Origin of the sequence: Sphaerisporangium sp. NPDC049002, assembly GCF_040649355.1 — a bacterium.
Lineage (GTDB): Bacteria > Actinomycetota > Actinomycetes > Streptosporangiales > Streptosporangiaceae > Sphaerisporangium.
In genome coordinates, this window is the sequence record NZ_JBEZFH010000049.1 from 1 (window position 1) to 23,557 (window position 23,557).

Genomic DNA, 23,557 nt, shown 5'->3' on the forward strand with positions numbered 1-23,557 from the left:
CCGAGCGTGCGGCACAGAGCGGCGACCAGCGCGGTCTTGCCACTCCCGACGGGGCCGCCGACGCCGAGGCGCAGCGCCCGTCCATGCGGGTCGGCGCGCGGGTCCGCAGCAGGCCGTCCCCGAGGCACCCGTCGATCAGCGGCGCCCGCAGGCGGTGAACCGCCCGGGCGTACGGCATGGCCCAGCCGTGGTGCAGGGTCTGGTACTGGGTGCGGCGCCACACCTGGCGGTGATCTTCGAGCCATGCCTCGGGCCCCGGCCTGACCACGTGGTGCGGCACGCCCAGCGCCGCCGCGACCGTCCCGGCGTGGGCGATGTCCAGGTCGAGGCCGTCGTCGGTGCTGGTGGTCCACGCCTCGACCTGGCTCCCGGGACGGCGTACGGCGAGCGCCGCGAGCAGCCGGGAGTCCCAGCCTCCGCTGAGCCCGATCGCCACCGGCCCCGCGCGGTCCGGGATCCGGTCGGCGAGGAGGTCGACCATTTCCTCGGGAGCGGGCGGCTTGTCCGGTTCGGCGGCGATCCAGGAGGGCTCGAACCGCTCCCGCCGCAGTCGCTCCGGCCCCCCACGAGGGCCGGTCGCGCGCCAGGCGGTGGCGGCCTCCAGGTGCCTGATCTCGGAGAACGGCGTCTCGTCCCCGATCGGCGTCGTCATCACCAGCAGGTTCGCCCAGGCCGACCAGTCCACGTGGAGAGGGCCGTCGTCCAGCGCGACGAGGGGGTCGACGCGGGCGGAGAAGTAGAGGGCGTCCCCCAGCGGACGGATGTTCAGATCGTTCAGGCCGAGGGCGTCGGTGTGCAGGACGGCGCCTTCGTGGTCGACGACCAGCCCGGCGGCCAGGCGGCGCTCGGCGGCGTCCTGCCAGGAGTGCGGCTGGGGCGCGCCGCCCGCCGCGGCCCACCACAGATAGCCGGAGCGAGGTCCCGCCGACCAGTTCTCCGGCTCGCCCGTCGACCACAGGGCGGCCATGGGGGAACGGTGCACCTCGTCGAGCCCCTGTGGCGAGGCCGACAGCAGCCGTTCCGCCACGCGTGCATCCCACTTCCCGATGGCACCGCACACATAAGGTCGCGCTCGGTAGGAGATGAACATTTAGCTCATGGTAACGACGTATTTGTTACTTCAGCCTCGTACCGATCTCTTTTTACGTACTTTCTCAGGGAATTCACATGGAACGGGCGGACCATGCGGCCAGCCCGTTCCCTGCAAGTCGCGACATCTCCGACAACCTAGAGCGACATCGAGTCAGATTCCCGGGTCGGCGGGGTTCTCCGGGTTCAGGAGATCTTCGTGCCGGCGGACAGGAGGTCCTCGCAGGCCCGGGTGACGCGGGCGGCCATGCCGGCCTCGGCCGACTTGCCCCACGCGCGCGGGTCGTAGTCCTTCTTGTTGCCCACGTCGCCGTCGACCTTCAGCACGCCGTCGTACTTGCGGAACATGTGGTCGGCGACCGGGCGGGTGAAGGCGTACTGCGTGTCGGTGTCGATGTTCATCTTCACCACGCCGTAGGAGATCGCCTCGCGGATCTCGTCGAGCGAGGAGCCCGAGCCGCCGTGGAAGACGAGGTAGAAGGGCTTCTCCTTGCCGTACTTGGCGGTGACGGCGTCCTGGATCTCGTTCAGCACGCTCGGGCGGAGCTTGACGTGACCCGGCTTGTAGACGCCGTGCACGTTGCCGAAGGTGGCGGCCAGCAGGTAGCGGCCACGCTCGCTGAGGCCGAGCGCCTCGGCGGTGGCGAGGGCGTCCTCCGGGGTGCTGTAGAGCTTCTCGTTCATCTCGCCGACGACGCCGTCCTCCTCGCCGCCGACGACCCCGATCTCGACCTCCAGCACCACGTTGGCCGCGTGGGCCTTCTCAAGGAGCTCGCGGGCGATGCTGAGGTTCTCGTCGAGCGGGCAGGCGGAGCCGTCCCACATGTGCGACTGGAACAGGGGGTCCTTGCCGGAGGCCACACGCTGGCGCGAGATCTCCAGCAGCGGGCGCACGAAGCCGTCGAGCTTGTCCTTCGGGCAGTGGTCGGTGTGCAGCGCGATGTTCACGGGGTACTTGTCCGCGACGACGCGGGCGTACTCGGCCAGCGCTACGGCACCGGTCACCATGTCCTTCACCGAGGTGCCGGACAGGTACTCGGCGCCACCGGTCGAGACCTGGACGATGCCGTCGCTCTCGGCCTCGGCGAAACCGCGGAGCGTGGCGTTCAACGTCTGCGAGGAGGTCACGTTGATCGCCGGGTATGCGAAACCATTGGCCTTGGCCCGGTCGAGCATGTCGGCGTAGACCTCTGGGGTCGCGATAGGCATCGGAAGTCATCTCCCTGAACGGAACGGATGGCGGGCACGGGGCTCGGTCTTCCCCGGGGCAAGTATTGCGAAGGAGCGGCGGGCGAGGAAGCAGGAGCCGGGCTCGTGTTCACAAACGGGTGTTCGCGTCCGGCCGACCCGCCAGGTCGCCCTCGTCATCAGACATACCTGGTCCTACCCCTCCAGCGCGCCTGACCCATCCGTCGGGGGTACCCTCATCGGTGATGGACCTCACAAATCTTCTGGACGCCCAGTGGTGGATCGTCACCTTCGGGCTCATCGGCATCCTCGCGATCATCTTCGCGGAGACCGGGCTGCTCATCGGCTTCTTCCTGCCGGGTGACTCGCTCCTGGTCGTCGCCGGGATGGGCGCCTCGGCGGCGGTCGCGTCCTCGGTCGGCCTCGACTCGCCGTTCCCGCTGGCCGTTCTCCTCGTCGCCGCCCCCCTCTGCGCCATCGCCGGCGCCCAACTGGGGCACCTCATCGGCGCCAAGTCCGGCCCCCGGCTCTTCTCCAGGCCCGACTCCCGCCTGTTCAAGCGCGAGTACGTCGAGAAGGCCGAGCACTACTTCCAGAAGTTCGGGCCCTCGAAGGCCGTGGTGCTCGCGAGGTTCATCCCGATCGTGCGCACCTTCCTCAACCCGGTCGCCGGCATGCTCGGCATGCCCGCCCCGAAGTTCTTCCTGTGGAACGTCCTCGGCGGCATCCTGTGGACCGAGTCGATGCTCCTCATCGGCTACTTCGCCGGCACCGCCATCCCGAACGTCGACCGCTACATCCTTCCCGGCGCGGTGCTGATCATCCTGCTCTCGATCATCCCGATCGTGCGTGAGGTGCTGAAGAGCCGCAGGGAGTCGAAGGGCGGAGCGGGCGAGCCGCGCGGCCGTCACCACCGCGACTCGGCCTCGCCGCTGTAGCGCGACAGGCCGATTTCGGCCGTCCCGCTATAAGAGTCCTGCTCGGAGCGGCGTTGGCGCTCGCACGCAGGCGCTACCCTCCGGTATGTGGGACGCCATCGGTCTGACCCCATGGGAATCGCCCGCCTGCTTCTCGTAGGCTTGGCGATCCTTGTAGTGCTGGGGTTGATCGTGGTCGGAATCCTGTCCCTCATGGGCTCGCTGAAGTCCGACGACCAGGGCGCCGCGCCGCCCGGTTCCGGCGGCACAGGTCAGGTGTCCTCGTCCCCTGTCGCGCCCTCGGCAGACCAGACCTCGGCAGACCAGACCTCGGCCGACGCCGAGATCCCCACCCTTTTCGTCGAATGCCGGGCCGACCGGTGCCCGCTCTTCGTCCGCGTCAGCGGTGGCGACGTGGTCGAGGACCGCGACCTGAGCCGGGGCCAGCAGGCGGTGTACTCCCAGCCGGAGCTCGATGTGGTCCTCGGTGACGCCTCCACGATGTACGTCGAGGTGAACGGCGAGGCGCGCTCCCCCGGCAAGCCAGGGGAGCGGCAGAGCTTCACGGTCAGGCGCGACGACCAGCCGGGCTGAACGCCGGTGGTCAGTCGAGACCGAGGTCGGTGAGGGTGTAGGCGGTGCGGTAGGGCAGCCCGGTCTCCTCGATCTTCGCCGCCGCGCCCCGGTCCACGATCGTCGCCACGCCGACGACCTCGGCCCCCGCCTCCCGCAGCGCCTCGACGGCCGTGAGCACCGATCCGCCGGTGGTCGAGGTGTCCTCCACGGCGAGCACGCGGCGGCCGGCGACGTCGGGCCCCTCGATGCGGCGTTGCAGCCCGTGGGCCTTGCCCTCCTTGCGGACGACGAACGCGTCCAGACGGCGCCCGCGTCCCGCCGCCGCGTGCAGCATGGCGGCGGCCAGGGGGTCGGCGCCCAGGGTCAGCCCGCCCACGGCGTCGTAGCCGAGGTCCTCGGTGAGGTCGAGCATCACGCGCCCGACGAGCGGGGCGGCGGTGCCGTCCAGCGTGATCCGCCTCAGGTCCACATACCAGTCGGCCTCGCGGCCGGAGGAGAGCACGACCCGGCCGTGCACCACCCCCTTGTTCTTGATCTCGTCCAGCAGATTCGCACGGTCGCTCATGGGGCCAGCCTAGAGAGGGGGGATTCGGATGGACCGATGGGCTACTCGTTTATCACCGCAGGTCGGTTATAGAGGGCAAACTGGTACGGTTCGCGTGAACGTTCCTAGATATGGTCAGGCGCGGGCTGAATCGCCGGGATTCACCCTCGCACGATCAGTGGCTTCATTACCCTGAGATAGGGCCGGGCGTCGGCTGCCACCGGGCTTGGCCATGTAGGAAAGGGCGGTGTCGCGTGGATCGCTGCGCGCTGTTCGTGGACGCTGGCTATCTGCTGGCGGACGGCGCGATGGCCGTGCATGGGACCCGCCATCGCGAAGCCGTCGCCTGGGACTATCCCGGCCTGCTGCAACTTCTGTCCACTCTCTCGCGGGAGCGCACCGACCTCCCGCTGCTCCGCTGCTACTGGTACGAGGCCACCGTCGAGGGCAGGCGCACCCCCGAGCACGACGCGCTGGCCGACATCCCCGGTCTCAAGCTGCGCCTGGCGCGCATCAGGCCCGGCCGCCGGGAGGGCGTGGACGCCCAGGTCCACCGCGACCTGATGACCCTGGCCCGCAACAACGCCATCTGCGACGCCGTGGTGGTGAGCGGCGACGAGGATCTCGCCCAGGTGGTCAGCGACGCCCAGGATCTCGGCATCCGCGTCACCGTCATCCACATCGCGGCCGACGGGAGCTGGGCGGTGTCCCGCACCCTCCAGCAGGAGTGCGACGACCTGATCGAGATCGGCAGCGGCCACCTGCGGCCCTACGTCAACCTCGTCACCGGCAACATCACGGGCGGAGCCGACCTGGGCTCCGCGTCCGGCAACGGGCAGCACCTCCCGCAGCCGGTGAGCAACGGCCGGCCCAGGGACAACGGGCACGCCCAGAGCAACGGCCACCAGCCTTCCTCCTCGTCCGGTTCCGCGCAGGGAGCGGCCTCCGGCGCCTCGGCGTCCGCCTCCCACGGGTCGGGCTCCCACGGGTCGGACTCCCACGGGTCAGGCGCCTTCGGCACCGGTTCCCACAGCTCCGGTTCCCACAGCTCCGGTTCCCAAGGGTCCGGTTCCCACGGGCAGGGCGCCATCGGGCCGTCCCCGCAGGTGGCCGACGCGTCCCAGGTTCCGTCCGGTTCTCAGGCGTCGTCTCCGGGTCCGAGCCCTCTGAGCTCCACCGGTTCCACGTCGTTCGGGCCGGGCGCGTACGGGTCGTCGTCCCCCGCTGAGGACCCGCCCCCGCCGGCCGCGCAGGGGTCCGGCGCCCACGGGGCCGCCCCGCTGGAGCCGAGCGCCCCGGGCCCGGCCACCGGCTCATGGAGCGCACTCGGCTCGCACGGCTCAGGGCTGAGCTCCCAGGCTTCAGGGCTGAGCTCCCAGGGCTCTGGTGCGGGCTCCCTGGGTTCCACCTCGGGCTCCCACGGCTCCGGCACCGGCTCGCAGGGTTCCGGCACGGGCGCGCATGGCTCAGGCTCCTACGGGTCCCATGGGCCGGGCTCGCACGGGTCCGGCGGCCACGGTTCCCCGGAGGCGAGCTCCCAGGGGTCGGGCTCGTACGGGCCGGCGTCGCATGGCACGGGCTCCCACGGGTCCGGTTCGCACGGTTCCGGTTCCCACGGTTCCGGTTCGCACGGGTCGGGTTCGCACGAGGCCGCGCCGCCGAGCCCGCCGCGCTCGTCCCAGCCCGCGTTGCCCGCCGCCTACTCCAGCTACGCCTCCGAGCCGCAGCCCTCGCACTCCCCTCCCCAGCAGCCTCCCCAGGCACCGCCCTCCCCGCCCATGGCGGCGCCCGTCCCTCCGCAGCCCGTGCCCAGCCAGTACAACATGGGCTCCTCCGGCGGGCCTCCGACCTACCCCGGCCCCCAGCTCGGGCCGTACACGGGCCCGCAGCCGGCCCCCGTCCCCTCGCACACCGCGACGCCGGGCACCACGACCCTGGCCGACGCGGTGAAGGCCGCTCACAAGGAGGGGCACGACTTCGGCGACTCCGTCGCGAGGGACGCCCCCGCCCTCTGGCTGGAGGCCGTGCTCGCCCGCAAGCCGCGCATGCCGTCCGACCTTGAGGCGCGGCTGCTCCAGGGTTCGTCGCTCCCGATCGACTTCCTCCTGCACGACGAGGTACGCCACGCGCTCAGGCGAGGCTTCTGGGACGCCCTGGAACGCGCCCGGCGCTAACGTTGGAGCCATGCGGGCGCGTTCCGTGCCGATGGCTCCCGGCGGTGGCGAGGGGGAACGATGGGTGACGAGCAGCCCCCGGGCCGTCGCGACGGCTGGGCCGTGAGAGGCGCGGCGTCGCGCGCCGGGCGTTCCACGGGCACGATCGGCCTTGAGCCCGTTCTCCGCGCCCACCGGGCCGGCTACCCGAAGGCCAAGCTCGGGCCCGTGCGCCGGGCGTACGAGGCCGCCGAGCTGGCCCACCGCGGCCAGTCGCGCAAGTCGGGCGAGCCGTACATCATCCATCCGATCGAGGTCACGCTCATCCTGGCCGAGCTCGGCATGGACACCGCCACGCTCCAGGCCGCGCTCCTGCACGACACGATCGAGGACACCTCCTACACGCTCGACGAGCTCCGGTCGGACTTCGGCGACGAGATCGCGGTCCTGGTCGACGGGGTGACCAAGCTCGACGGCTCCAGGTGGGGGGAGCGCGCGGAGGCCGAGACGTTCCGCAAGATGGTCCTGGCCGCCGCCGCCGACCTGCGGGTCCTGCTCATCAAGCTCGCCGACCGGCTGCACAACCTCCGCACGCTCGGCTTCCAGCCCGCGCACAAGCAGCAGCGCATCGCCCGCCAGTCCCAGGAGCTCCTGATCCCCTTCGCCGAGCGGCTCGGCATGTACGAGCTCAAGCGCGAGATGGACGACCTCTGCTTCTCGGTGTTACAGCCGGAGGCCCACGCGGCCATCGACGCGGCGCTCACGGCGCGCGAGGCCGGGGGACGGCTGCTCCTGGAACCCACGGTGCGGCGCCTGAGGGCCTCGCTGAGGGAACAGCGGCTGTCGGGTGAGGTCGTGCTTCACCGTCGCCACCTCTGGGCCGTCCACCTCGACGTGGGCGACCGCCTCGACACGCTCCAGCCCGCCGACCTGTTCCGGCTGCTGGTGCTCGTCGACGGCGACGACCGCGACTGCTACATCGCGCTCGGGGCCGTCCACACGAGCACGAGCCCCGTGCCCGGGAGGCTCAAGGACTTCATCTCGCTGCCGAGGTTCAACCTCTACCGCGCCCTGCACACGCGGGTGATCGCCGACGGCGGCAAGGTCATGGACGTCATCATCCGCACCCGGCAGATGCACCGCATGGCCGAGCGCGGGCTCGCCGCCCACATCCACGACGTCGCCCGGGGGCAGCGCGCCGACGTGGCGGGACGCATCGACCTCGAATGGCTGCGCCGCCTGCTGGCGTGGCAGAACGACGCGTCTTCGGCCGACTTCCTTGAGTCGCTGCGCGGCGACCTGCGTCCCGATCTCATCGCCGCGTTCACGACCGAGGGCGAGGTGATCCCGCTGCCCCCCGGCGCGACCCCGATCGACTTCGCCTACGCCCTCGGCCCCGAGATCGGCAACCACGCCATCGGGGCCCTGGTCAACGGCAAGCTGGCGCCGTTGCACGCGCGGCTGGACAACGGCGCGGTGGTGCACATCCTCACCGCCGAGACGGCCCGGCCCTCGGCCGAGGGGCTCGACGCCGCCACCACGCCCACGGCCCGCCTCCTGATCCGCAGGCACCTCGCCGCGCAGCGCGCCGACGACGCGGCGGCCACCGGGCGGCGCATGGTGTCCGAGGCGGTCGCCGCGACGGGCATGGAGCTTCTCGACCTGGAGTCCCGGGGTGTGTCCGGCAGCGTCGCCGGGCGCCTGGGCTACCGCGAGCTGGACGACCTGTACGCGGCCGTGGCGGCGGGCGCCGTGGAGCTGGACACCCTCGTCTCCAAGCTCACCGCCGACAGCGCCTGACCCCAGGCCGAGGACGGCCGGTCAGGAGAGGGCGTCGAAGCCGGCGCGCAGGTGCAGGACGCGCTCGGAGAGATCGCTCAGGGGGACGGTCAGGGGCGCGCCGCCGTTGGACTTGTCGGCCAGCTCGGCCACCCGCGACAGCTCGTCCTCCACGGCCGTCAGCCGCCGCGCCAGCTCGGGCAGCACCTCGGCCGCCGTGCCGTCGGGCAGCTCGACGCTCAGCCGCTCGCGCAGCAGGGACGCCTGCTCGGCCAGCCTGCGGTTCATGGTGTAGAGCTCGACGAACACCGACACCTTGGCCCGCAGGACCCACGGGTCGAAGGGCTTGGTGAGGTAGTCGACCGCACCCGCGGCGTACCCGCGGAAGGCGTAGTCGGGCGCGCTGTCGACCACCGTGAGGAAGATGATCGGGATGTTGCGGGTGCGCTCGCGCCGCTTGATGTGCGCCGCCGTCTCGAAGCCGTCCATGCCGGGCATGCGCACGTCGAGCAGGATGAGCGCGAACTCGATGCTGAGGAGCGCCTTGAGGGCCTCCTCCCCGGACCGCGCCCGCACGGCCACCACGTCCAGGGAGCTGAGGATGGCCTCCAAAGCGATGAGGTTCTCCTCGCGGTCGTCGACCAGGAGGATTTTCGCTCTGTCCGGCATCAACCGCGTCCTTCTCTTCCGTCTCTTCCGTCCCCGATCGGCGCCCGGCCGCGCGTGAGCCAACCGCGCAGGCGTTCGAGCAGGCGATCGACGTCCACCGGCTTCGGCACGTAGTCGGAGGCGCCCGAGGCGATGCTCTTCTCCCTGTCACCGCGCATGACCTTGGCGGTGAGCGCGATGATCGGCAGGTCGGCGAACTGGGGCATGCGGCGGATGGCCGAGGTCGTGGCCCACCCGTCCATCTCGGGCATCATGATGTCCATCAGCACCAGCGCGACGTCCTCGTTGCGTTCGAGCTGCTCGATGCCCTCGCGGCCGTTCTCGGCGTAGACCACGGTCGAGCCGTGCCTTTCGAGCACGCTCGTGAGCGCGAAGACGTTCCGGATGTCGTCGTCCACAATGAGGATCTTCGCACCGTTCAGCGGATCGTCGCCCTGCCAGGTCTGGCTCTCGGCGGGCTGCGACAGCTGGGGCATCCGCAGGTCGTCGTTCAGCGGCATCTCGGGCAGCACGTCGGAGGAGCCGAGCTCCAGCGCCCGCGAGTGCTGGACGCCGGGCAGCGAGACCGTCGCCCCGCCGTCCCCGCCCGCGAGCGGTCCGGCGTAGCTGATCGGCAGGTGGAGCGTGAACGTGCTCCCGTGGCCGGGATCGCTCTTGGCGTGGATCTCGCCGCCGAGCAGGCGGGCGATCTCGCGGCAGATCGACAGGCCGAGGCCGGTGCCGCCGTACTTGCGGCTGGTCGTGCCGTCGGCCTGGCGGAACGCCTCGAAGATCACGTCGAGCTTCTCGGGTGCGATGCCGATGCCGGTGTCCACCACCTCGAACGACAGGATGTCGTCGCTGTCCTGGAGCGTCTCGTCGATGTACGGCACGCCGCCCGCCGCGCGGGTGATGTTCAGCCGCACCTCGCCCTTCGGCGTGAACTTCACGGCATTGGACAGCAGATTGCGCAGGACCTGCTGGAGGCGCTGCTCGTCGGTGCGGAGCTCCTCGGGCACCGACGGGCCGACCTCGACGGTGAAGGAGAGCCCCTTGTCCTGGGCGAGCGGGGTGAAGGTGGCCTCGACGTAGTCGACCAGCTTGGGCAGCGAGAGCTGCTGCGGGTAGATGTCCATGCGGCCCGCCTCGACCTTGGACAGGTCGAGGATGTCGTTGATCAGCTGCAGCAGCGCGGAACCGGCCCCGTGGATGGTCCTGGCGAACTCCACCTGCTGGGCGGTCAGGTTGCCGTCGCTGTTCTCGGTCAGGAGCTTGGCCAGCACCAGGAGGCTGTTCAGCGGGGTGCGCAGCTCGTGGGACATGTTGGCCAGGAACTCGGACTTGTAGCGCGAGGAGACCGCGAGCTGCTCGGCGCGCTCCTCCAGGGTGCGGCGGGCCTGCTCGATCTGGAAGTTCTGGATCTCGATGGCGCGGTTCTGCTTGGCCAGCAGCGCGGCCTTGTCCTCCAGCTCGGCGTTGGACCTGCGCAGCTCCTCCTGCTGGCGCTGGAGCTCGTCGGAGCGCTCGCGCAGCTCGGTGGTGAGCCGCTGCGACTCTATGAGCAGGCCCTCGGTGCGGGAGTTGGCGATGATGGTGTTCATCGTGACGCCGATGGTCTCGACGAACTGGTTGAGGAAGGCCAGGTGGACCTCGCCGAAGCGGCTGAACGAGGCCAGCTCCAGCACGCCGAGCACCTGGTCTTCGAACAGGACCGGCAGCACCACGATCTGCGCCGGGGTGGACCGGCTCAGCCCGGAGTCGATGGTGAGGTAGTCGGAGGGGACGTCGTCGAGCACGATCGGCCGGCCCTCGGCCGCGGCCTGGCCCACGATGCCCTGCCCGAAGGCGAAGCTCTGGCGCGGGCTGCGTCCGGGCCGCACGCCGTATCCGGCGATCAGCCGCAGCTCGTTGTCGTGCGGGCTCGGGACCATGTAGAAGGCCCCGTATCGTGCGGACACCAGCGGCGTCAGCTCGCTCATGATGAGCTTGGCGACCTCCATGAGGTCGCGGTGGCCCTGCATCAGGCGGGAGACGCGGGCCAGGTTGCTCTTGAGCCAGTCTTGCTCCTGGTTCGCCTTGGTGGTCGCGACCAGGTTGGACACCATCGTGTTGATGTTGTCCTTGAGGTCGGCCAGCTCGCCCTGGGCGTCGACGGTGATCGAGCGGGTCAGGTCTCCCCGGGCGACCGCGCTGGTGACCTCGGCGATGGCGCGCACCTGGGTGGTCAGGTTGCTGGCCAGTTCGTTCACGCTCTCGGTCAGCCGCTTCCAGGTGCCCTCGACGCCCTCGACGCGGGCCTGGCCGCCGAGCTGGCCTTCGGAGGCGACCTCGCGGGCGACGCGGGTGACCTCGGAGGCGAACGAGGAGAGCTGGTCGACCATCCTGTTGATGGTGGTCTTCAGGACGAGGATCTCGCCCTGGGCGTCGACGTCGATCTTGCGGGACAGGTCGCCCCTGGCGACCGCCGTGGTGACCTCGCCGATGTTGCGCACCTGGTAGGTCAGGTTGGTGGCCATCAGGTTGACGTTGTCGGTGAGGTCCTTCCAGACGCCCGACACCCCGCGCACTCTGGCCTGGCCGCCGAGCTGGCCCATGGTGCCGACCTCGCGGGCGACGCGGGTCACCTCGTCGGCGAACAGCGAGAGCTGGTCGACCATGGTGTTCACCGTGTCCTTGAGCTGCAGGATCTCGCCCTGAGCGTCCACGGTGATCTTGCGGGACAGGTTGCCCTGGACGACCGCGGTGGAGACCGCCGCGATCTGGCGCACCTGGGATGTCAGGTTGTTCGCCATGAAGTTGACGTTGTCGGTGAGGTCCTTCCAGACGCCCGACACACCGCGCACCTGCGCCTGGCCGCCGAGCTGGCCCTCGGAGCCCACCTCGCGGGCCACGCGGCTCACCTCGGAGGCGACCGACGAGAGCTGGTCGACCATGGTGTTGATCGTGGACTTCAGCTCCAGGATCTCGCCCTGGGCGTCCACGTCGATCTTCTTCGACAGGTCGCCGCCGGCCACGGCCTTGGTCACCTGGGCGATGTTGCGCACCTGGTAGGTCAGGTTGTTGGCCATGGAGTTGACGTTGTCGGTGAGGTCCTTCCAGACGCCCGACACGCCCTTGACCTCGGCGCGGCCGCCGAGCTGGCCCTCGGTGCCGACCTCGCGGGCGACGCGGGTGACCTCGTCGGCGAACAGCGAGAGCTGGTCGACCATCGTGTTGAGGGTCTCTTTGAGCTGGAGGATCTCGCCCCTGGCGTCCGCGGTGATCTTCTTGGAGAGATCGCCCTGCGCGACGGCCGTCGCCACGGTGGCGATGTTGCGCACCTGGCTCGTGAGGTTGCTCGCCATGACGTTGACGTTGTCGGTGAGGTCCTTCCAGACGCCCGACACGCCCCGCACGCGGGCCTGCCCGCCCAGCTCGCCCTCGGTGCCGACCTCGCGGGCGACGCGGGTGACCTCCTCGGCGAAGGCCGAGAGCTGGTCGACCATCGTGTTGACGGTGTTCTTGAGCTCCAGCATCTCGCCGACCGCGTCGACGGTGACCTTGCGGCTGAGGTCGCCCCGCGCCACGGCGGTGGTGACCACGGCGATGTCGCGGACCTGGGCGGACACCCGGCTGGACATGGTGTTCACGGCCTCGGTGAGGTCGCGCCAGCTTCCTGACATGCCGCGCAGGTTGGCGCGCCCGCCGAGCTGGCCCTCGGACCCGACCTCGCGGGCGACCCGCGTGACCTCGGAGCTGAAGAGCGAGAGCTGGTCGACCATGCCGTTGATGGCCTTGCCGAGCCGCCGGACCTCTCCGCGCGAGGTGCGGTCCATGTCGATGCGGCGCGAGAGATCGCCCTGGGCGACCGCGTCGAGGACGTCCGCCGCGCTGCTGACCGGGCCGACGAGGGCGTCGATCAGCGCGTTCACCGAGTCGACGCTTTCGGCCCAGGAGCCCACGCCGGGCCCCGGTGTCAGGCGGACGCCGAAGCGCCCCTCCTTGACCACTTCGCGGCGTACGCGCAGCAGCTCGTTCGCGAGGTGCTCACGACGGTCGGCCACCTCGTTGACCAGCAGGCGGACCTCGCTGAGAATGCCCGGTGGGGCATGGGGCACCCGTCGCCGGAAATCGCCGTCACGCCACGTGATGAGCGTCTCCAGGAGGGGCCGGAGCTCGGACTCGGTATAGGACCGCTCCGAACTGGCCCCCGTGGTCGGGGTACCCTTCATGAAGCCTCCTTCACGCTGTTCGGGCGGGACTCGGAGTAGTGCCAGTCTGGCATGAAGGACGCTATGCGGTCGCCCAGTCGATCGGCCGCACGCAAGAGCCGACTGTGGTAAGCACGGTGCAATGACAAGTTCTTCCCGGGGTGTGCTGGCCGCGTCGTTCGCGCCCGGCAGGACGGCCCTACCCTCCGCGAAGCGGTTCACGCGCGAGGTCATGACGGCGTGGGCGGCCGCTCCCATCAGCGCGGAGGCCGAGCGGCTGACCGGAGAGCTGGTCTCCGATGTAGGCGATGTCCCTTTTGAGATTGTATGGGTGCATCAGGGGGAGTCTCTCCAGATCGAGGTTCGCCAGAAGGGGAGCGACGAGGTCGCCACGGTCCCCTCGTCCACTCCGGTCACCGTCTGGGGCGTGAGCTTCGCCGGATCCCTGCGCACCCGCTGGGCCCGCCTCCACCTGCCCGGGGGCGGCGGCACCCGCGCGGTCGACGACTGGACCGGGCAGGGAGCCTCGCAGGGGCCGGGCTGGCTCGGCTTCCTCGCCGACGCCAGCGATCTGCTGGCCGGCACGCTCGACCCCGACATGGTCCCCGCGCTGATCGCCCAGATCGTGGTGCCGCGCCTCGCGACCTGGTGCGCCGTCTACACGGCCGACTCCGGCCTCGGGCCGCTCGGCCTCGCCTATCTCTGGCACGCCGACGAGTCCCAGATCGACCTGCTGCGCGAGCGGCTCGACGAGGTCGTGATCCCCTCGGCCGAGAACCTCACCCCGGTGCCCGTCCAGCTCCCCGACTGGCAGTCGCTGGCCTTTCCCCTGGTGGCCCGCGGGCGCAGCCTCGGCATGATGTGCCTCGGGCGCTCGGGCCGCTTCCCCGACGACGTCGCGCAGCTCGCGGAGGACCTCGGGCGGCGGGCGGCGCTCGCGATGGACAACGCCAGGCTCTACGCCCAGCAGGCCGACGCCAACCGCGCCCTCCAGCGCAGCCTCCTGCCGCCCGGCACGCCCGCCGAGACCCCCGGCCTCGACTACTCCGTGGTGTACGAGCCGGCGGGCGAGACCAACGAGGTCGGCGGCGACTTCTACGACCTGTTCACGACCGGTGAGAGCTCCTGGCGGTTCGCGATCGGCGACGTCTGCGGCACCGGCCCGCAGGCCGCGGCGGTCACCGGCCTCGCCCGCCACACGATCCGCCTGCTCGCCCGCGAGGGGTACGACGTGGCGTCGGTCGTCTCACGGCTGAACCAGGCGATCCTGGAGGAGGGTGAGCGGGCCAGGTTCCTGACCCTGCTCCACGGCGAGATCACCCGCACCGAGGACGGCCTCGACCTCTCGCTGATCTCCGCGGGGCACCCCGAGGCCCTGCGCCTGCGGCCGAGCGGCCTGGTGGAGGCCGTGGTGACCTCCCAGTCCCTGCTCGGGGTCTTTCCCGAGGCGGAGTTCGTCGCCGACCACGTCCACCTGGCGCCGGGGGACGTCCTGCTGGGCGTGACCGACGGGGTGACCGAGCGCAGGTCGGGCGAGCGGCTGCTCGACGACGACGGCGGCCTGTCCAAGCTCCTGGCCGAGTGCGCCGAGCTTTCGGCGCGGGGGGTGGCCGAGCGGATCCGCCGCGCTGTGCAGGACTTCGCGATCGAGCCGAGCGCCGACGACCTGGCCATCCTGGTCCTCAGGGCCGACTAGGCCGTCCGAAGGGCCGACCAGGGCCCCCGAGAAGGCCCCCTACCGGCCCCAAAGGCCGGTAGGGCCGGTCAGGAGCCGCTGGAGGCCGGCTGGGCGAGCCCGACGTGCTTGCGGGCGAAGTCGATCTGCGCCGACATCTGCCGGATCCGCTCCTCGACCACCAGCGTGCCGTGGCCCGCGTTGTAGCGGTAGACCTCGAACTCGTGCCGCCGCTCGGTCAGCTTCTCCAGGTACTTCTCGATCTGGCTGATCGGCGAGCGCGGGTCGTTCTCGCCGGCGAGCACCAGCAGCGGCGCCTGGAGCGAGTCGAGGTAGGAGATCGGGGACGACGCCGCGTACAGGTCGGGGACCTCCTGCGGAGAGCCGCCGAACAGGGCGCGGTGGTAGGCGCGCAGGCCCTCGGTCTCGTCGCCGTAAGCCGCCGCGTGGTCGGCGATCGGCACGGCCGCGATGCCCGCGACCCAGGCCTTCGGCTGGGTGCCGATGCCGAGGAGGGTGAGGTAGCCGCCCCAGGAGGCGCCCGCGAGCACGAGCCGTTCGGGGTCGGCGACGCCCTGGTTCACGGCCCAGTCGCGGACCGCCTTGACGTCGGCCAGCTCGATGTGGCCCACGTCACCCCGCAGGGCGTCCCGCCAGGCCGAGCCGTACCCCGTGGAGCCCCGGTAGTTCACGCGGACGACCGCGAAGCCGGCGTCGACCCAGGCGGCGACGTTCGGGAGGAAGGAGTCGTCGTCCTGCGCGGCCGGGCCGCCGTGCAGCAGGAACACCGTCGGGTACGGCGCGCCGCCGCCCTCGGGCCGGGACACCAGGGCGTGGACGCGCCCGCCCGGCCCCTCGACGAAGACGTCCTCCAGCGGTACGGACGGCGGCGCCGAGGGTCCCGACTGGTTCATGACCACGTGGCCGTCGCTTGACCTGATCACCGGGGGATGCGCGGCGCTCGACCAGGAGTACTCGACGGTGCCGTCCGGACGGGGCATCGCGTCGTGGATGACGCCGTGCAGGGTCTTGATCGGCGTCAGCCCTCCGCCACCGAGGTCGTACCGGAACAGCTCGGTCCTCGCGCGGTTGTTGTGGCCGATGAGCAGGGCGCGCCCGTCGTGGTACCAGTCGGCGGTGATCTCGCCGGGCACCCGCAGCCAGATCTCGCGCTGCTCGCCCGTCATCGGGTCCCAGACCAGGGGCTCGCGGCGGCCACGGCGCTCGTGCAGGGCGAGGATGCGCCGATCGGTCATGGTCGGGGCGAACCGCACGCCGGTGAAGCCCTTGCCGGGCCCGTCGTTCAGGTCGCCGACGACCTGGCCGTTGGGCTTGATCACGCGCAGCGCCGGGTGGCGGGAGTCACCGTGCTCGCTGTGGCTCACCGCGATCAGCGTGCCGTCGAGCGACATGCCCGCGACCTGGACGAACTCGCGGGACTCGTAGATGACCGTCGGCTTCTCGTCGCCGCCGAGGCGCGTGTGGAGAACCTGGAAGCCGTGGCGGCTGCTCCTGCCGACGGCGGCGGTGCCGGTGGCCGACAGCGCGAGGCCCGTCGGATGCCCGGGGGCGAGGTCGGGGTGGGCGGGCGTCTCGGGCCCGCCGTTGAACGGCTGGCGCATCCAGATGCCGAACTCGTCGCCGTAGGTGTCGGAGAACCAGTAGATCCACTGGCCGGTCGGGTCGATGGCGGCGTGGGAGGTGCCCCTCGGGCGGCTGGTCACCTGACGCGTGGCGCCGTTCGACCGGTCCCAGGCGTGGATCTCCCAGATGCCGGAGATGTTGCAGCGGTACACGGCCCGGGCCGGCGCCAGCCGTGCCCAGACGGGCAGCGTCATACGTGCCGCGCGGAACCTGGCCTGCCAGCGTTCCTCGGCCTTCATGGGCGTGCCCCTCCCTCACGCTCTCCCGGACCCGGGATAGGCGGGTTGCCGTTAAGTATGTCGCTTGGAAACGGAAGATGGCCTACAAAGTCGGGGAAATTCATAATTCCAGTTCGCCTAGGCGATCTTACGGAACAGGGACATCCGGCACGACATTTTCACGGCCATCGGGTTCGGAAGGCGTGAGATCTCCTTCCTGAGCGCCATCGGGTCGGTATGCCAGGCGTTCGGACCCATGCCTACCACGGTCTCGATGGCCTTGTGATCCAGCAGCATGTCCGACTCCTCGGTCACTTGCGCGGTTTCGGTGAAATGCGTTCCCAGCGCCTCCTCGACCCGCCGGCTCTTGGACTCGTCCACCGAGAGGAGGCCGAGCCTTTCCACCAGGGGAGCGAGGTGCCGCGGCGTCGGCGTCACCACGATGAGGACGCCGCCGGGACGCAGCACCCGGGCGAACTCGGGTCCGTTCCGAGGGGCGAACACGTCGAGCAGGACGTCCACGCAGCCGTCCCTGACCGGCAACGGCCGCCACACGTCCGCCACGACCGCGCCGACGCGGGGATGGGCACGGGCGGCCCGCCTGAGCGCGTGCTTGGAGACGTCGAGCGCGATCCCCACGTCACCGGGTCCCAGTGTCCCGGCGAGGTAGTGGCCCGTGCCCGCTCCCGCGTCCAGTACGACCCTACGGCCCCCCTCCGTACGTCCGGCACCCTCGCCGCCGTCCACGGTGCCGTGGCGGCCGGCCAGCTCGCGGAGCCGGCCGGCCAGGGAGGCGAAGTGTCCCGAGCCGAGGAACTCGGCCCGCGCGGCCACCATGGCCGGGGTGTCGGCGGTGCCGGGGACGCCGGACCCCGTCAGCAGGCTGACATAGCCCTGCCTGGCCACGTCGAAGGAATGACCGTGCGCGCATCGCACCACCGCGCCCTCGATGGCGAGATCGCCGCGGCACACGGGGCAGATGAGGTAGTCGATGACGTCGTCCAGCATGCCCTCATCATCCCGAACCGGGCGGCGGCCGGAAGGTCAGGCCGGGACCGAGGCGACCCCCGGTGACAGGAAGGGACGCCCGTTGACCTCGGCGGAGACGCCCGTACGGTCGAGGTACGGCGTGATGCCACCGGTGTGGAAGGGCCAGCCCGCGCCGAGGATCATGCACAGGTCGATGTCCTCGGCGGCGGCGACCACGCCCTCGTCGAGCATCAGCCGCACCTCCTCGGCCATCGCCCGCAGCGCGCGGTCGCGGACCTGCTCGGCGCCCGGCCCGGTCGCCCCGGACCCCTCGAAGATCTTCCGAGCCTCGGGGTCGATCGAGAAGTCCGGCGCGTAGACCCCGGGCTTGCCGGCCTTCACGAGCGCCCCGAGGTTCGCGGACACGCCGTACCTGCCGGGGAAGGCCTCGTGCAGGGTCTCGGCGACGTGCAGGGCCACGGCGGGGCCGACGAGCTGGAGAAGGGTGAACGGCGTCATCGGCAGTCCGAGGCCGTCCAGGGCGTGGTCGGCCGTCTCGATCGGGGTGCCCTCGTCGACCGCCCCGATGACCTCGCCCATGAAGCGGGTGAGCAGGCGGTTCACCACGAACGCCGGGGCGTCCTTCACCAGCACGCTGGACTTCCTCAGCGTCTTGCCCACCGCGAAGGCCGTGGCCAGCGACGCGTCGTCGGTGCGCTCGCCCCGGACGATCTCCAGCAGGGGCAGCACCGCGACCGGGTTGAAGAAGTGGAAGCCCACCACGCGCTCGGGGTGCCGCAGCTCCGACGCCATCGCGGTGACCGACAGGGAGGAGGTGTTGGTGGCCAGCAGGCACTCGGGGCCGACCACGGCCTCGACCTCGGCGAAGACCTGCCGCTTGACCTTGAGGTCCTCGAAGACGGCCTCGATGACGAAGTCGGCGTCGGCGAACGCGTCCTTGGTCAGCGACCCGGTCACGAGGCCCTTGAGCCGGTTGGCCTGGTCGGCGCTGATCCGGCCCTTGCCGAGCAGCTTGCCGACCTCGGCGTGCACGTATCCGACGCCCTTGTCGAGGCGGGCCTGGTCGAGGTCGGTGAGGACCACGGGCACCTCAAGGCGGCGGGCGAACAGCAGGGCGAGCTGCGAGGCCATGAGCCCGGCGCCGACCACGCCGACCTTGGTCACCTTGCGGGCCAGCGCCCTGTCGGGAGCGCCGGCGGGCCGCTTGGCCCGTCGCTGCACCAGGTCGAAGGAGTACAGCCCCGCCCGCAGCTCGTCGCCCATCAGCAGGTCGGCCAGCGCCGTCGTCTCGGCCTCGAAGCCCTCGTCACGGTGGGCCGTACGGGCCAGTTCGACCAGCTCAAGCGCCCGGTAGGGAGCGGGGGACGCGCCACGCAGCTTCAGGTCGACCAGGGTGCGAGCGCCCTCGACGGCCGCCTTCCAGGCCTCGGCGTCCTCGGTGAACGGCGGGCGGGGGACGGCCGCCTCGCCCGTCAGCACGCGGGAGGCCCAGCGCAGGGACTCCTCCAGGAAGTCGGCGGGCTCGAAGACCGCGTCGGCGACGCCGAGTTTGAACGCCTCGGTGCCCTTGATCATCCGATTCTGGGACAGGGGGTTCTCGATGATCAGCTTCAGCGCGTTCGCCGGGCCGATCAGGCGGGGGAGCAGCTGCGTGCCGCCCCAGCCCGGCACCAGGCCGAGGAAGCACTCGGGGAGCGCGACCGCGGGGACGCCCGACGAGATCGTGCGGTAGGTGCAGTGCAGCGCCACCTCCAGGCCACCGCCCATCGCCGCGCCGTTGACGAACGCGAACGACGGCACCTCCAGCTCTCCGAGCCGCCGGAACACCTCGTGCCCGAGCCGTCCGAGGTCCTCGGCCTGCTCGCGGGTCCGTACGAGCGAGGCGCCCTTCAGGTCGGCGCCTACGGCGAAGATGAAGGGCTTGCCGGTGACGCCGACCGCCGCGAGGTCGGTGCGGTCGCGGATGGCGTCGAGAGCCTTGTCGAGCTCGGCGAGGCCGCGCGGCCCGAAGGTGTTCGGCTTGGTGTGGTCGAAGCCGTTGTCCAGCGTGATCAGGGCCATCGTGCCCGCGCCGCCGGGCAGCCGGACGTCGCGTACGAGCGCGCCGGTCACTACCTCGTCGGCGAAGATCTTCGTGATGTCGCTCACTTGGCGCCCTCCCAGGCGAGGTTCTCCCAGACAACCGTGCCGCCCATGCCCATGCCTACGCACATCGTGGTGATGCCGTAGCGCACCTCGGGGCGGTCGGCGAACTCGCGGGCGAGCTGCGTCATCAGCCGTACCCCGGACGAGGCGAGCGGGTGGCCGAACGCGATGGCGCCGCCGTACGGGTTGACCCTCGGATCGTCGTCGGCGATGCCGAAGTGCTCAAGGAAGGCCAGCACCTGCACGGCGAAGGCCTCGTTGATCTCGAACAGCCCGATGTCGCCGATCGACAGCCCGGCCAGGCGCAGCGCCCGCTCGGTGGAGGGGATGGGGCCGACGCCCATCACCTCGGGGTCGACGCCGGCGAAGGCGTAGGAGACGAGCCTCATCTTGGGCGTCAGGCCCAGCTCGGCGGCGGCGTCCGCGGCGGCGATGATGCTGCCGGTGGCGCCGTCGTTGATGCCCGCGGAGTTCCCGGCGGTGACGTGGCCGTGCGGGCGGAAGGGCGTCTTGAGCGAGGCGAGGCCCTCGATGGTGGTGCCGGGGCGCGGGGGCTCGTCCTCGGTGGCAAGGCCCCAGCCCTCGGCGGCCTTGCGGGTCGCCATCGGCACCAGGTCGGGCTGGATCCTGTTGTCGGCGTACGCCTTGGCGACCTTCTCCTGCGAGGCGACGGCGTAGGCGTCGGCCCGCGCCTTGCTGATCGCCGGGTAGCGGTCGTGGAGGTTCTCCGCCGTCATGCCCATGATCAGCGCGGAGCCGTCGACCAGCTTCTCGGACAGGAAACGCGGGTTGGGGTCGACGCCTTCGCCCATCGGGTGGCGGCCCATGTGCTCGACGCCGCCCGCGATGGCGACGTCGTACGCGCCGAAGGCGATGCCGCCCGCCACGCTGGTGACCGCGGTCATCGCCCCCGCGCACATGCGGTCGATGGCGTAGCCGGGGACCGACTTCGGCAGCCCGGCCAGCACCGCGGCTGAGCGGCCGATGGTCAGGCCCTGGTCGCCGATCTGCGTGGTGGCCGCGATGGCGACCTCGTCGATGCGCTCGGGCGGCAGGTGCGGGTTGCGCCGCATCAGCTCGCGGATGACACGGACGACCAGGTCGTCGGCGCGCGTCTCGGCGTACAGGCCCTTGGGCCCTGACTTGCCGAAAGGTGTGCGCACGCCGTCGACGAACACGACGTCACGGGACGAAGGCACGGTTGGCTCCTCGCTGCCGGGTAGCTTCCGGCTTTGGGCTACTCGTGAGTAACATGATGCCATGGCCCCACCCCTGGTCGTGAAGGGGCTCGGGACCCCTACTCCGGCTGGGTTTCCCGCTGGAGCTGGCCTTCGGCCCACTCGGCCCATTCTTTCTGCAGGGCGCTGAACCGCAGGCCCCACTCAAGGGCGAGCCGGCCGTAGACCGAGAGATCGTCGTCTCCGGCGGACACCACGTCCTTCAGCGCGGCCAGCCTCTCATGCTGCTCGGCCCCGAACTCAGCACGTCGCCGCAGGTAGGCTCGTGCCTGCTCCTGGTCGACCTGGCCGAGGAAGAAGACGCGCAGCAGCATGTCGCTGCGCCCGGCATGGCTGGGCTCGACCTCCGTCAGCCAGTGGCGCAGCTCGGCCAGGCCCGTCTCGTCGATGGCGTACTCCTTGCGGCCACGCGGGCCCTGCGCCGCGACCTTGACGAGCCCGGCGTCGGCGAGGCGTGAGAGCTCGGTGTAGACCTGGCTCTGCGTGGCCGGCCACACGTTGGCCAGGGAGATCTCGAAGATCTTCAGCAGGTCGTAGCCGCTCGCCGGGCCCTGGGCGAGCATGCCGAGCAGTGCGTGTCGAAGGCTCATGACCGAGATCCTACATTCCAGTGTTGACAGGTCGCCATGGGACCTTCTAGTTTCGACATGTCTACATTGGAACGTCGAAAAGGTCCGACAATGATCCGCAGCTTCCTCGGTTTCCTCCCGTGGATCGTGTACGCCGTCATCGCCACCGGTGACGAGTGGCGCTACGGCGCGGTCGCCGGGCTCGTGATCGCCCTCCTGGTCATCGCCGCCGACCGCAGGTCGGGCAAGCAGTGGGACCAGATGGTGATCGAGTCCAGCGCGGCGGTGTTCTTCACGCTCGTCACGGTGATCTCCCTGGTCGCCCCGGAGTCCCCGCTCATGCCGTACGGCCCGGCCCTGGTCAACGCCTGGCTGGCGCTGACCGCCTGGGGCTCCCTGGCCGTCCGCAGGCCGTTCACCCTCGGCATCGCCCGGAGCATGACGACCCCGGAGGTGTGGCGGACGCCGCTGTTCTACCGGGTCAACGCGGTCATCACCTCGGCGTGGGGCGTGGCCTTCGTCGTCGCCGCCGTCTCGCTCGCCTTCCTGCTCCACAGCGCGCCGCACGCGACCGCCGTCGTGATCGCGGTCAAGGTCGTCACCTTCGTGGCCCCCGCCCTGTTCACCGCCCGCTACCCCAAGGCCGTCGCCGCCCGCTACGCCGCCTGAGCCACCCGTCTGGAGCGTCCATCATGTCCACCGCCACCCCCTCCTACCTGTCGGGCGAACTCGCCCCCGTCCCCGACGAGATCGGCGCCGTCGACCTGCCGGTCACCGGCGCCCTCCCGGCCGAGCTCACCGGGCGCTACTTCCGCAACGGGCCCAACCCGCTGCCCGGCCACGATCCGGGCCACTGGTTCGCCGGCGACGGCATGGTCCACGGGATCCGCCTGCGCGACGGACGCGCCGAGTGGTACCGCAACCGCTGGGTGCGCACCCGCAAGTTCACCGACGGCGCCGCCTACCTCGGCGCGGACGGCCCCGACCTGACGGCCGTCACCGCCAACACCAGCGTCATGCGCCACGCCGGCAGGATCCTCGCCCTGGTCGAGAGCGGCCTGCCGTACGAGCTGACGCCCGAGCTGGAGACGGTGGGGCCCTGCGACTTCGGCGGGCGGCTGACCACCGCGATGACGGCGCACCCGAAGCGCGACCCGGTCACCGGAGAGCTGCACTTCTTCGGCTACGGCGTCCTCGCGCCCTTCCTGACCTATCACCGCCTGTCGGCCGCGGGGGAGCTGGTGGAGAGCCGCGCCGTGGACGTTACCGGCCCGACCATGGTCCACGACTTCGCGATCACCGAGAACCACGTCGTGTGGCTGGACCTGCCCGTAGTGTTCGACATGGAGCGCGTGGGGCGCGGCCTGCCGTTCCAGTGGGACGACTCCTACGGCGCCCGGCTCGGTGTGATGGACCGTGCGGGGCGGGTGACCTGGTTCGACGTCGATCCCTGTTACGTCTTCCACGTCGGCAACGCCCGTGAGGACGCCTCGGGCCGGGTGGTGCTCGACGCGGTCCGCTACTCGCCGGGCGCCTTCGCCCGGATCTGGCCCCGCGTCGGCGGCAGCGCCGTGCCCGCCGCCGAGACGGGTGGCGCCGTGCTGCACCGGTGGGTGCTCGACCCCGCGAGCGGCGCGGTGAAGGAGGAGCAGCTCGACGACCGCGCCGTGGAGTTCCCCACGCTCGACGAGGACCTGCTCGGCCGGTCGAGCAGGTACCTGTACACCGTCACCGGGGACGCGGTGGTGAAGTACGACACCGTGGCCGGCACATCCCGCGTGCGGGATCTGGGCGCTCGGCCGGGCGAGGCGGTCTTCGTGCCCGCCTCCGGTGCCCGGGCCGAGGACGGAGGGTGGCTGCTGTCGATCGTCAACGACCGTGAGGGCTCGGAACTGCTCGTCCTCGACGCCGCCGGACTGGACTTCGTCGCCTCCGTACGGCTGCCGCGCCGCGTCCCCGCGGGCTTCCACGGGACCTGGATGCCCGACCGCTGA

At 71.0% G+C, this 23,557-nt stretch carries 17 protein-coding genes; 7 read left to right on the plus strand and 10 right to left on the minus strand.

The window, feature by feature from the left end; translation table 11 throughout:
* The coding region (locus AB0B89_RS13085) for an asparagine synthase-related protein (protein WP_358551790.1) at nucleotides 1-1,027 on the minus strand (1,027 nt) is incomplete at its 3' end.
* 248 nt (nucleotides 1,028-1,275) lie between these two features.
* Nucleotides 1,276-2,298 (minus strand): class II fructose-bisphosphate aldolase, encoded by a 1,023-nt coding sequence (fbaA, locus tag AB0B89_RS13090; protein WP_358551792.1) that lies wholly within the window; start codon nucleotides 2,296-2,298, stop codon nucleotides 1,276-1,278.
* A 224-nt stretch (nucleotides 2,299-2,522) separates the two neighbouring features.
* Between fbaA and AB0B89_RS13095 the strand changes: the two genes are divergently transcribed.
* Nucleotides 2,523-3,215, plus strand: coding sequence for a DedA family protein (locus tag AB0B89_RS13095; protein ID WP_358551794.1), 693 nt, complete (start codon nucleotides 2,523-2,525; stop codon nucleotides 3,213-3,215).
* 141 nt (nucleotides 3,216-3,356) lie between these two features.
* Nucleotides 3,357-3,788, plus strand: a complete 432-nt coding sequence (locus tag AB0B89_RS13100; protein WP_358551795.1) for a hypothetical protein — start codon at nucleotides 3,357-3,359, stop codon at nucleotides 3,786-3,788.
* 10 nt (nucleotides 3,789-3,798) lie between these two features.
* On the opposite strand, the gene pyrE is transcribed toward AB0B89_RS13100, so the two are convergent.
* Nucleotides 3,799-4,335 (minus strand): orotate phosphoribosyltransferase, encoded by a 537-nt coding sequence (gene pyrE, locus AB0B89_RS13105; protein WP_358551797.1) that lies wholly within the window; start codon nucleotides 4,333-4,335, stop codon nucleotides 3,799-3,801.
* Between the two features lie 233 nt (nucleotides 4,336-4,568).
* On the opposite strand from pyrE, the gene AB0B89_RS13110 reads away from it, so the two are divergent.
* Nucleotides 4,569-6,488, plus strand: a complete 1,920-nt coding sequence (locus tag AB0B89_RS13110) for an NYN domain-containing protein (protein ID WP_358551799.1) — start codon at nucleotides 4,569-4,571, stop codon at nucleotides 6,486-6,488.
* 60 nt (nucleotides 6,489-6,548) lie between these two features.
* Nucleotides 6,549-8,267 (plus strand): HD domain-containing protein, encoded by a 1,719-nt coding sequence (locus tag AB0B89_RS13115; protein ID WP_358551801.1) that lies wholly within the window; start codon nucleotides 6,549-6,551, stop codon nucleotides 8,265-8,267.
* A gap of 21 nt (nucleotides 8,268-8,288) precedes the next feature.
* On the opposite strand, the gene AB0B89_RS13120 is transcribed toward AB0B89_RS13115, so the two are convergent.
* A complete protein-coding gene (locus tag AB0B89_RS13120; protein ID WP_358551803.1) occupies nucleotides 8,289-8,915 on the minus strand; it encodes a response regulator in 627 nt (208 codons plus the stop codon).
* Complete coding sequence (locus tag AB0B89_RS13125) at nucleotides 8,915-13,105, minus strand: HAMP domain-containing protein (protein ID WP_358551805.1); 4,191 nt, start codon at nucleotides 13,103-13,105, stop codon at nucleotides 8,915-8,917. The genes AB0B89_RS13120 and AB0B89_RS13125 overlap by 1 nt, the downstream gene beginning before the upstream one ends.
* 121 nt (nucleotides 13,106-13,226) lie before the next feature.
* On the opposite strand from AB0B89_RS13125, the gene AB0B89_RS13130 reads away from it, so the two are divergent.
* Nucleotides 13,227-14,780, plus strand: coding sequence for a SpoIIE family protein phosphatase (locus AB0B89_RS13130; protein ID WP_358551807.1), 1,554 nt, complete (start codon nucleotides 13,227-13,229; stop codon nucleotides 14,778-14,780).
* 68 nt (nucleotides 14,781-14,848) lie between these two features.
* Here the strand turns inward: AB0B89_RS13130 and AB0B89_RS13135 are convergent, their stop codons facing one another.
* The 5 genes from AB0B89_RS13135 to AB0B89_RS13155 all read right to left on the minus strand — a co-directional run bounded on the left by AB0B89_RS13135 (nucleotide 14,849) and on the right by AB0B89_RS13155 (nucleotide 21,584).
* Nucleotides 14,849-16,642: a prolyl oligopeptidase family serine peptidase gene (locus AB0B89_RS13135; protein WP_358551809.1), complete on the minus strand. Its 1,794-nt coding sequence runs from the start codon at nucleotides 16,640-16,642 to the stop codon at nucleotides 14,849-14,851.
* Nucleotides 16,643-16,759: 117 nt separating this feature from the next.
* Complete coding sequence (locus AB0B89_RS13140; RefSeq protein ID WP_358551811.1) at nucleotides 16,760-17,629, minus strand: putative RNA methyltransferase; 870 nt, start codon at nucleotides 17,627-17,629, stop codon at nucleotides 16,760-16,762.
* 36 nt (nucleotides 17,630-17,665) lie between these two features.
* Complete coding sequence (locus AB0B89_RS13145; protein WP_358551813.1) at nucleotides 17,666-19,759, minus strand: 3-hydroxyacyl-CoA dehydrogenase NAD-binding domain-containing protein; 2,094 nt, start codon at nucleotides 19,757-19,759, stop codon at nucleotides 17,666-17,668.
* Entirely contained in the window at nucleotides 19,756-20,955 is a 1,200-nt protein-coding gene (locus AB0B89_RS13150; RefSeq protein ID WP_358551815.1) for a thiolase family protein, read from the minus strand. Before AB0B89_RS13150 ends, AB0B89_RS13145 begins: the two co-directional genes overlap by 4 nt.
* Before the next feature lie 98 nt (nucleotides 20,956-21,053).
* Complete coding sequence (locus tag AB0B89_RS13155) at nucleotides 21,054-21,584, minus strand: PadR family transcriptional regulator (RefSeq protein WP_358551817.1); 531 nt, start codon at nucleotides 21,582-21,584, stop codon at nucleotides 21,054-21,056.
* Nucleotides 21,585-21,674: 90 nt separating this feature from the next.
* Between AB0B89_RS13155 and AB0B89_RS13160 the strand changes: the two genes are divergently transcribed.
* Together AB0B89_RS13160 and AB0B89_RS13165 are read left to right on the plus strand one after the other, a co-directional pair.
* The gene (locus AB0B89_RS13160) at nucleotides 21,675-22,232 is read left to right on the plus strand and encodes a hypothetical protein (RefSeq protein ID WP_358551819.1); all 558 of its coding nucleotides are present in this window, start codon (nucleotides 21,675-21,677) and stop codon (nucleotides 22,230-22,232) included.
* 23 nt (nucleotides 22,233-22,255) lie between these two features.
* On the plus strand, nucleotides 22,256-23,557 hold the full coding sequence (locus AB0B89_RS13165; protein WP_358551821.1) for a carotenoid oxygenase family protein: 1,302 nt from the start codon (nucleotides 22,256-22,258) through the stop codon (nucleotides 23,555-23,557).

Coding starts and splice junctions, on each gene's coding strand:
- fbaA (WP_358551792.1), bottom strand. CDS start 2,298: ATGCCTATCGCGACCCCAGAGGTCTACGCCGACATGCTCGACCGGGCC.
- AB0B89_RS13095 (WP_358551794.1), top strand. CDS start 2,523: ATGGACCTCACAAATCTTCTGGACGCCCAGTGGTGGATCGTCACCTTC.
- pyrE (WP_358551797.1), bottom strand. CDS start 4,335: ATGAGCGACCGTGCGAATCTGCTGGACGAGATCAAGAACAAGGGGGTG.
- AB0B89_RS13115 (WP_358551801.1), top strand. CDS start 6,549: ATGGGTGACGAGCAGCCCCCGGGCCGTCGCGACGGCTGGGCCGTGAGA.
- AB0B89_RS13120 (WP_358551803.1), bottom strand. CDS start 8,915: ATGCCGGACAGAGCGAAAATCCTCCTGGTCGACGACCGCGAGGAGAAC.
- AB0B89_RS13125 (WP_358551805.1), bottom strand. CDS start 13,105: ATGAAGGGTACCCCGACCACGGGGGCCAGTTCGGAGCGGTCCTATACC.
- AB0B89_RS13130 (WP_358551807.1), top strand. CDS start 13,227: ATGACAAGTTCTTCCCGGGGTGTGCTGGCCGCGTCGTTCGCGCCCGGC.
- AB0B89_RS13135 (WP_358551809.1), bottom strand. CDS start 16,642: ATGAAGGCCGAGGAACGCTGGCAGGCCAGGTTCCGCGCGGCACGTATG.
- AB0B89_RS13140 (WP_358551811.1), bottom strand. CDS start 17,629: ATGCTGGACGACGTCATCGACTACCTCATCTGCCCCGTGTGCCGCGGC.
- AB0B89_RS13155 (WP_358551817.1), bottom strand. CDS start 21,584: ATGAGCCTTCGACACGCACTGCTCGGCATGCTCGCCCAGGGCCCGGCG.
- AB0B89_RS13160 (WP_358551819.1), top strand. CDS start 21,675: ATGATCCGCAGCTTCCTCGGTTTCCTCCCGTGGATCGTGTACGCCGTC.
- AB0B89_RS13165 (WP_358551821.1), top strand. CDS start 22,256: ATGTCCACCGCCACCCCCTCCTACCTGTCGGGCGAACTCGCCCCCGTC.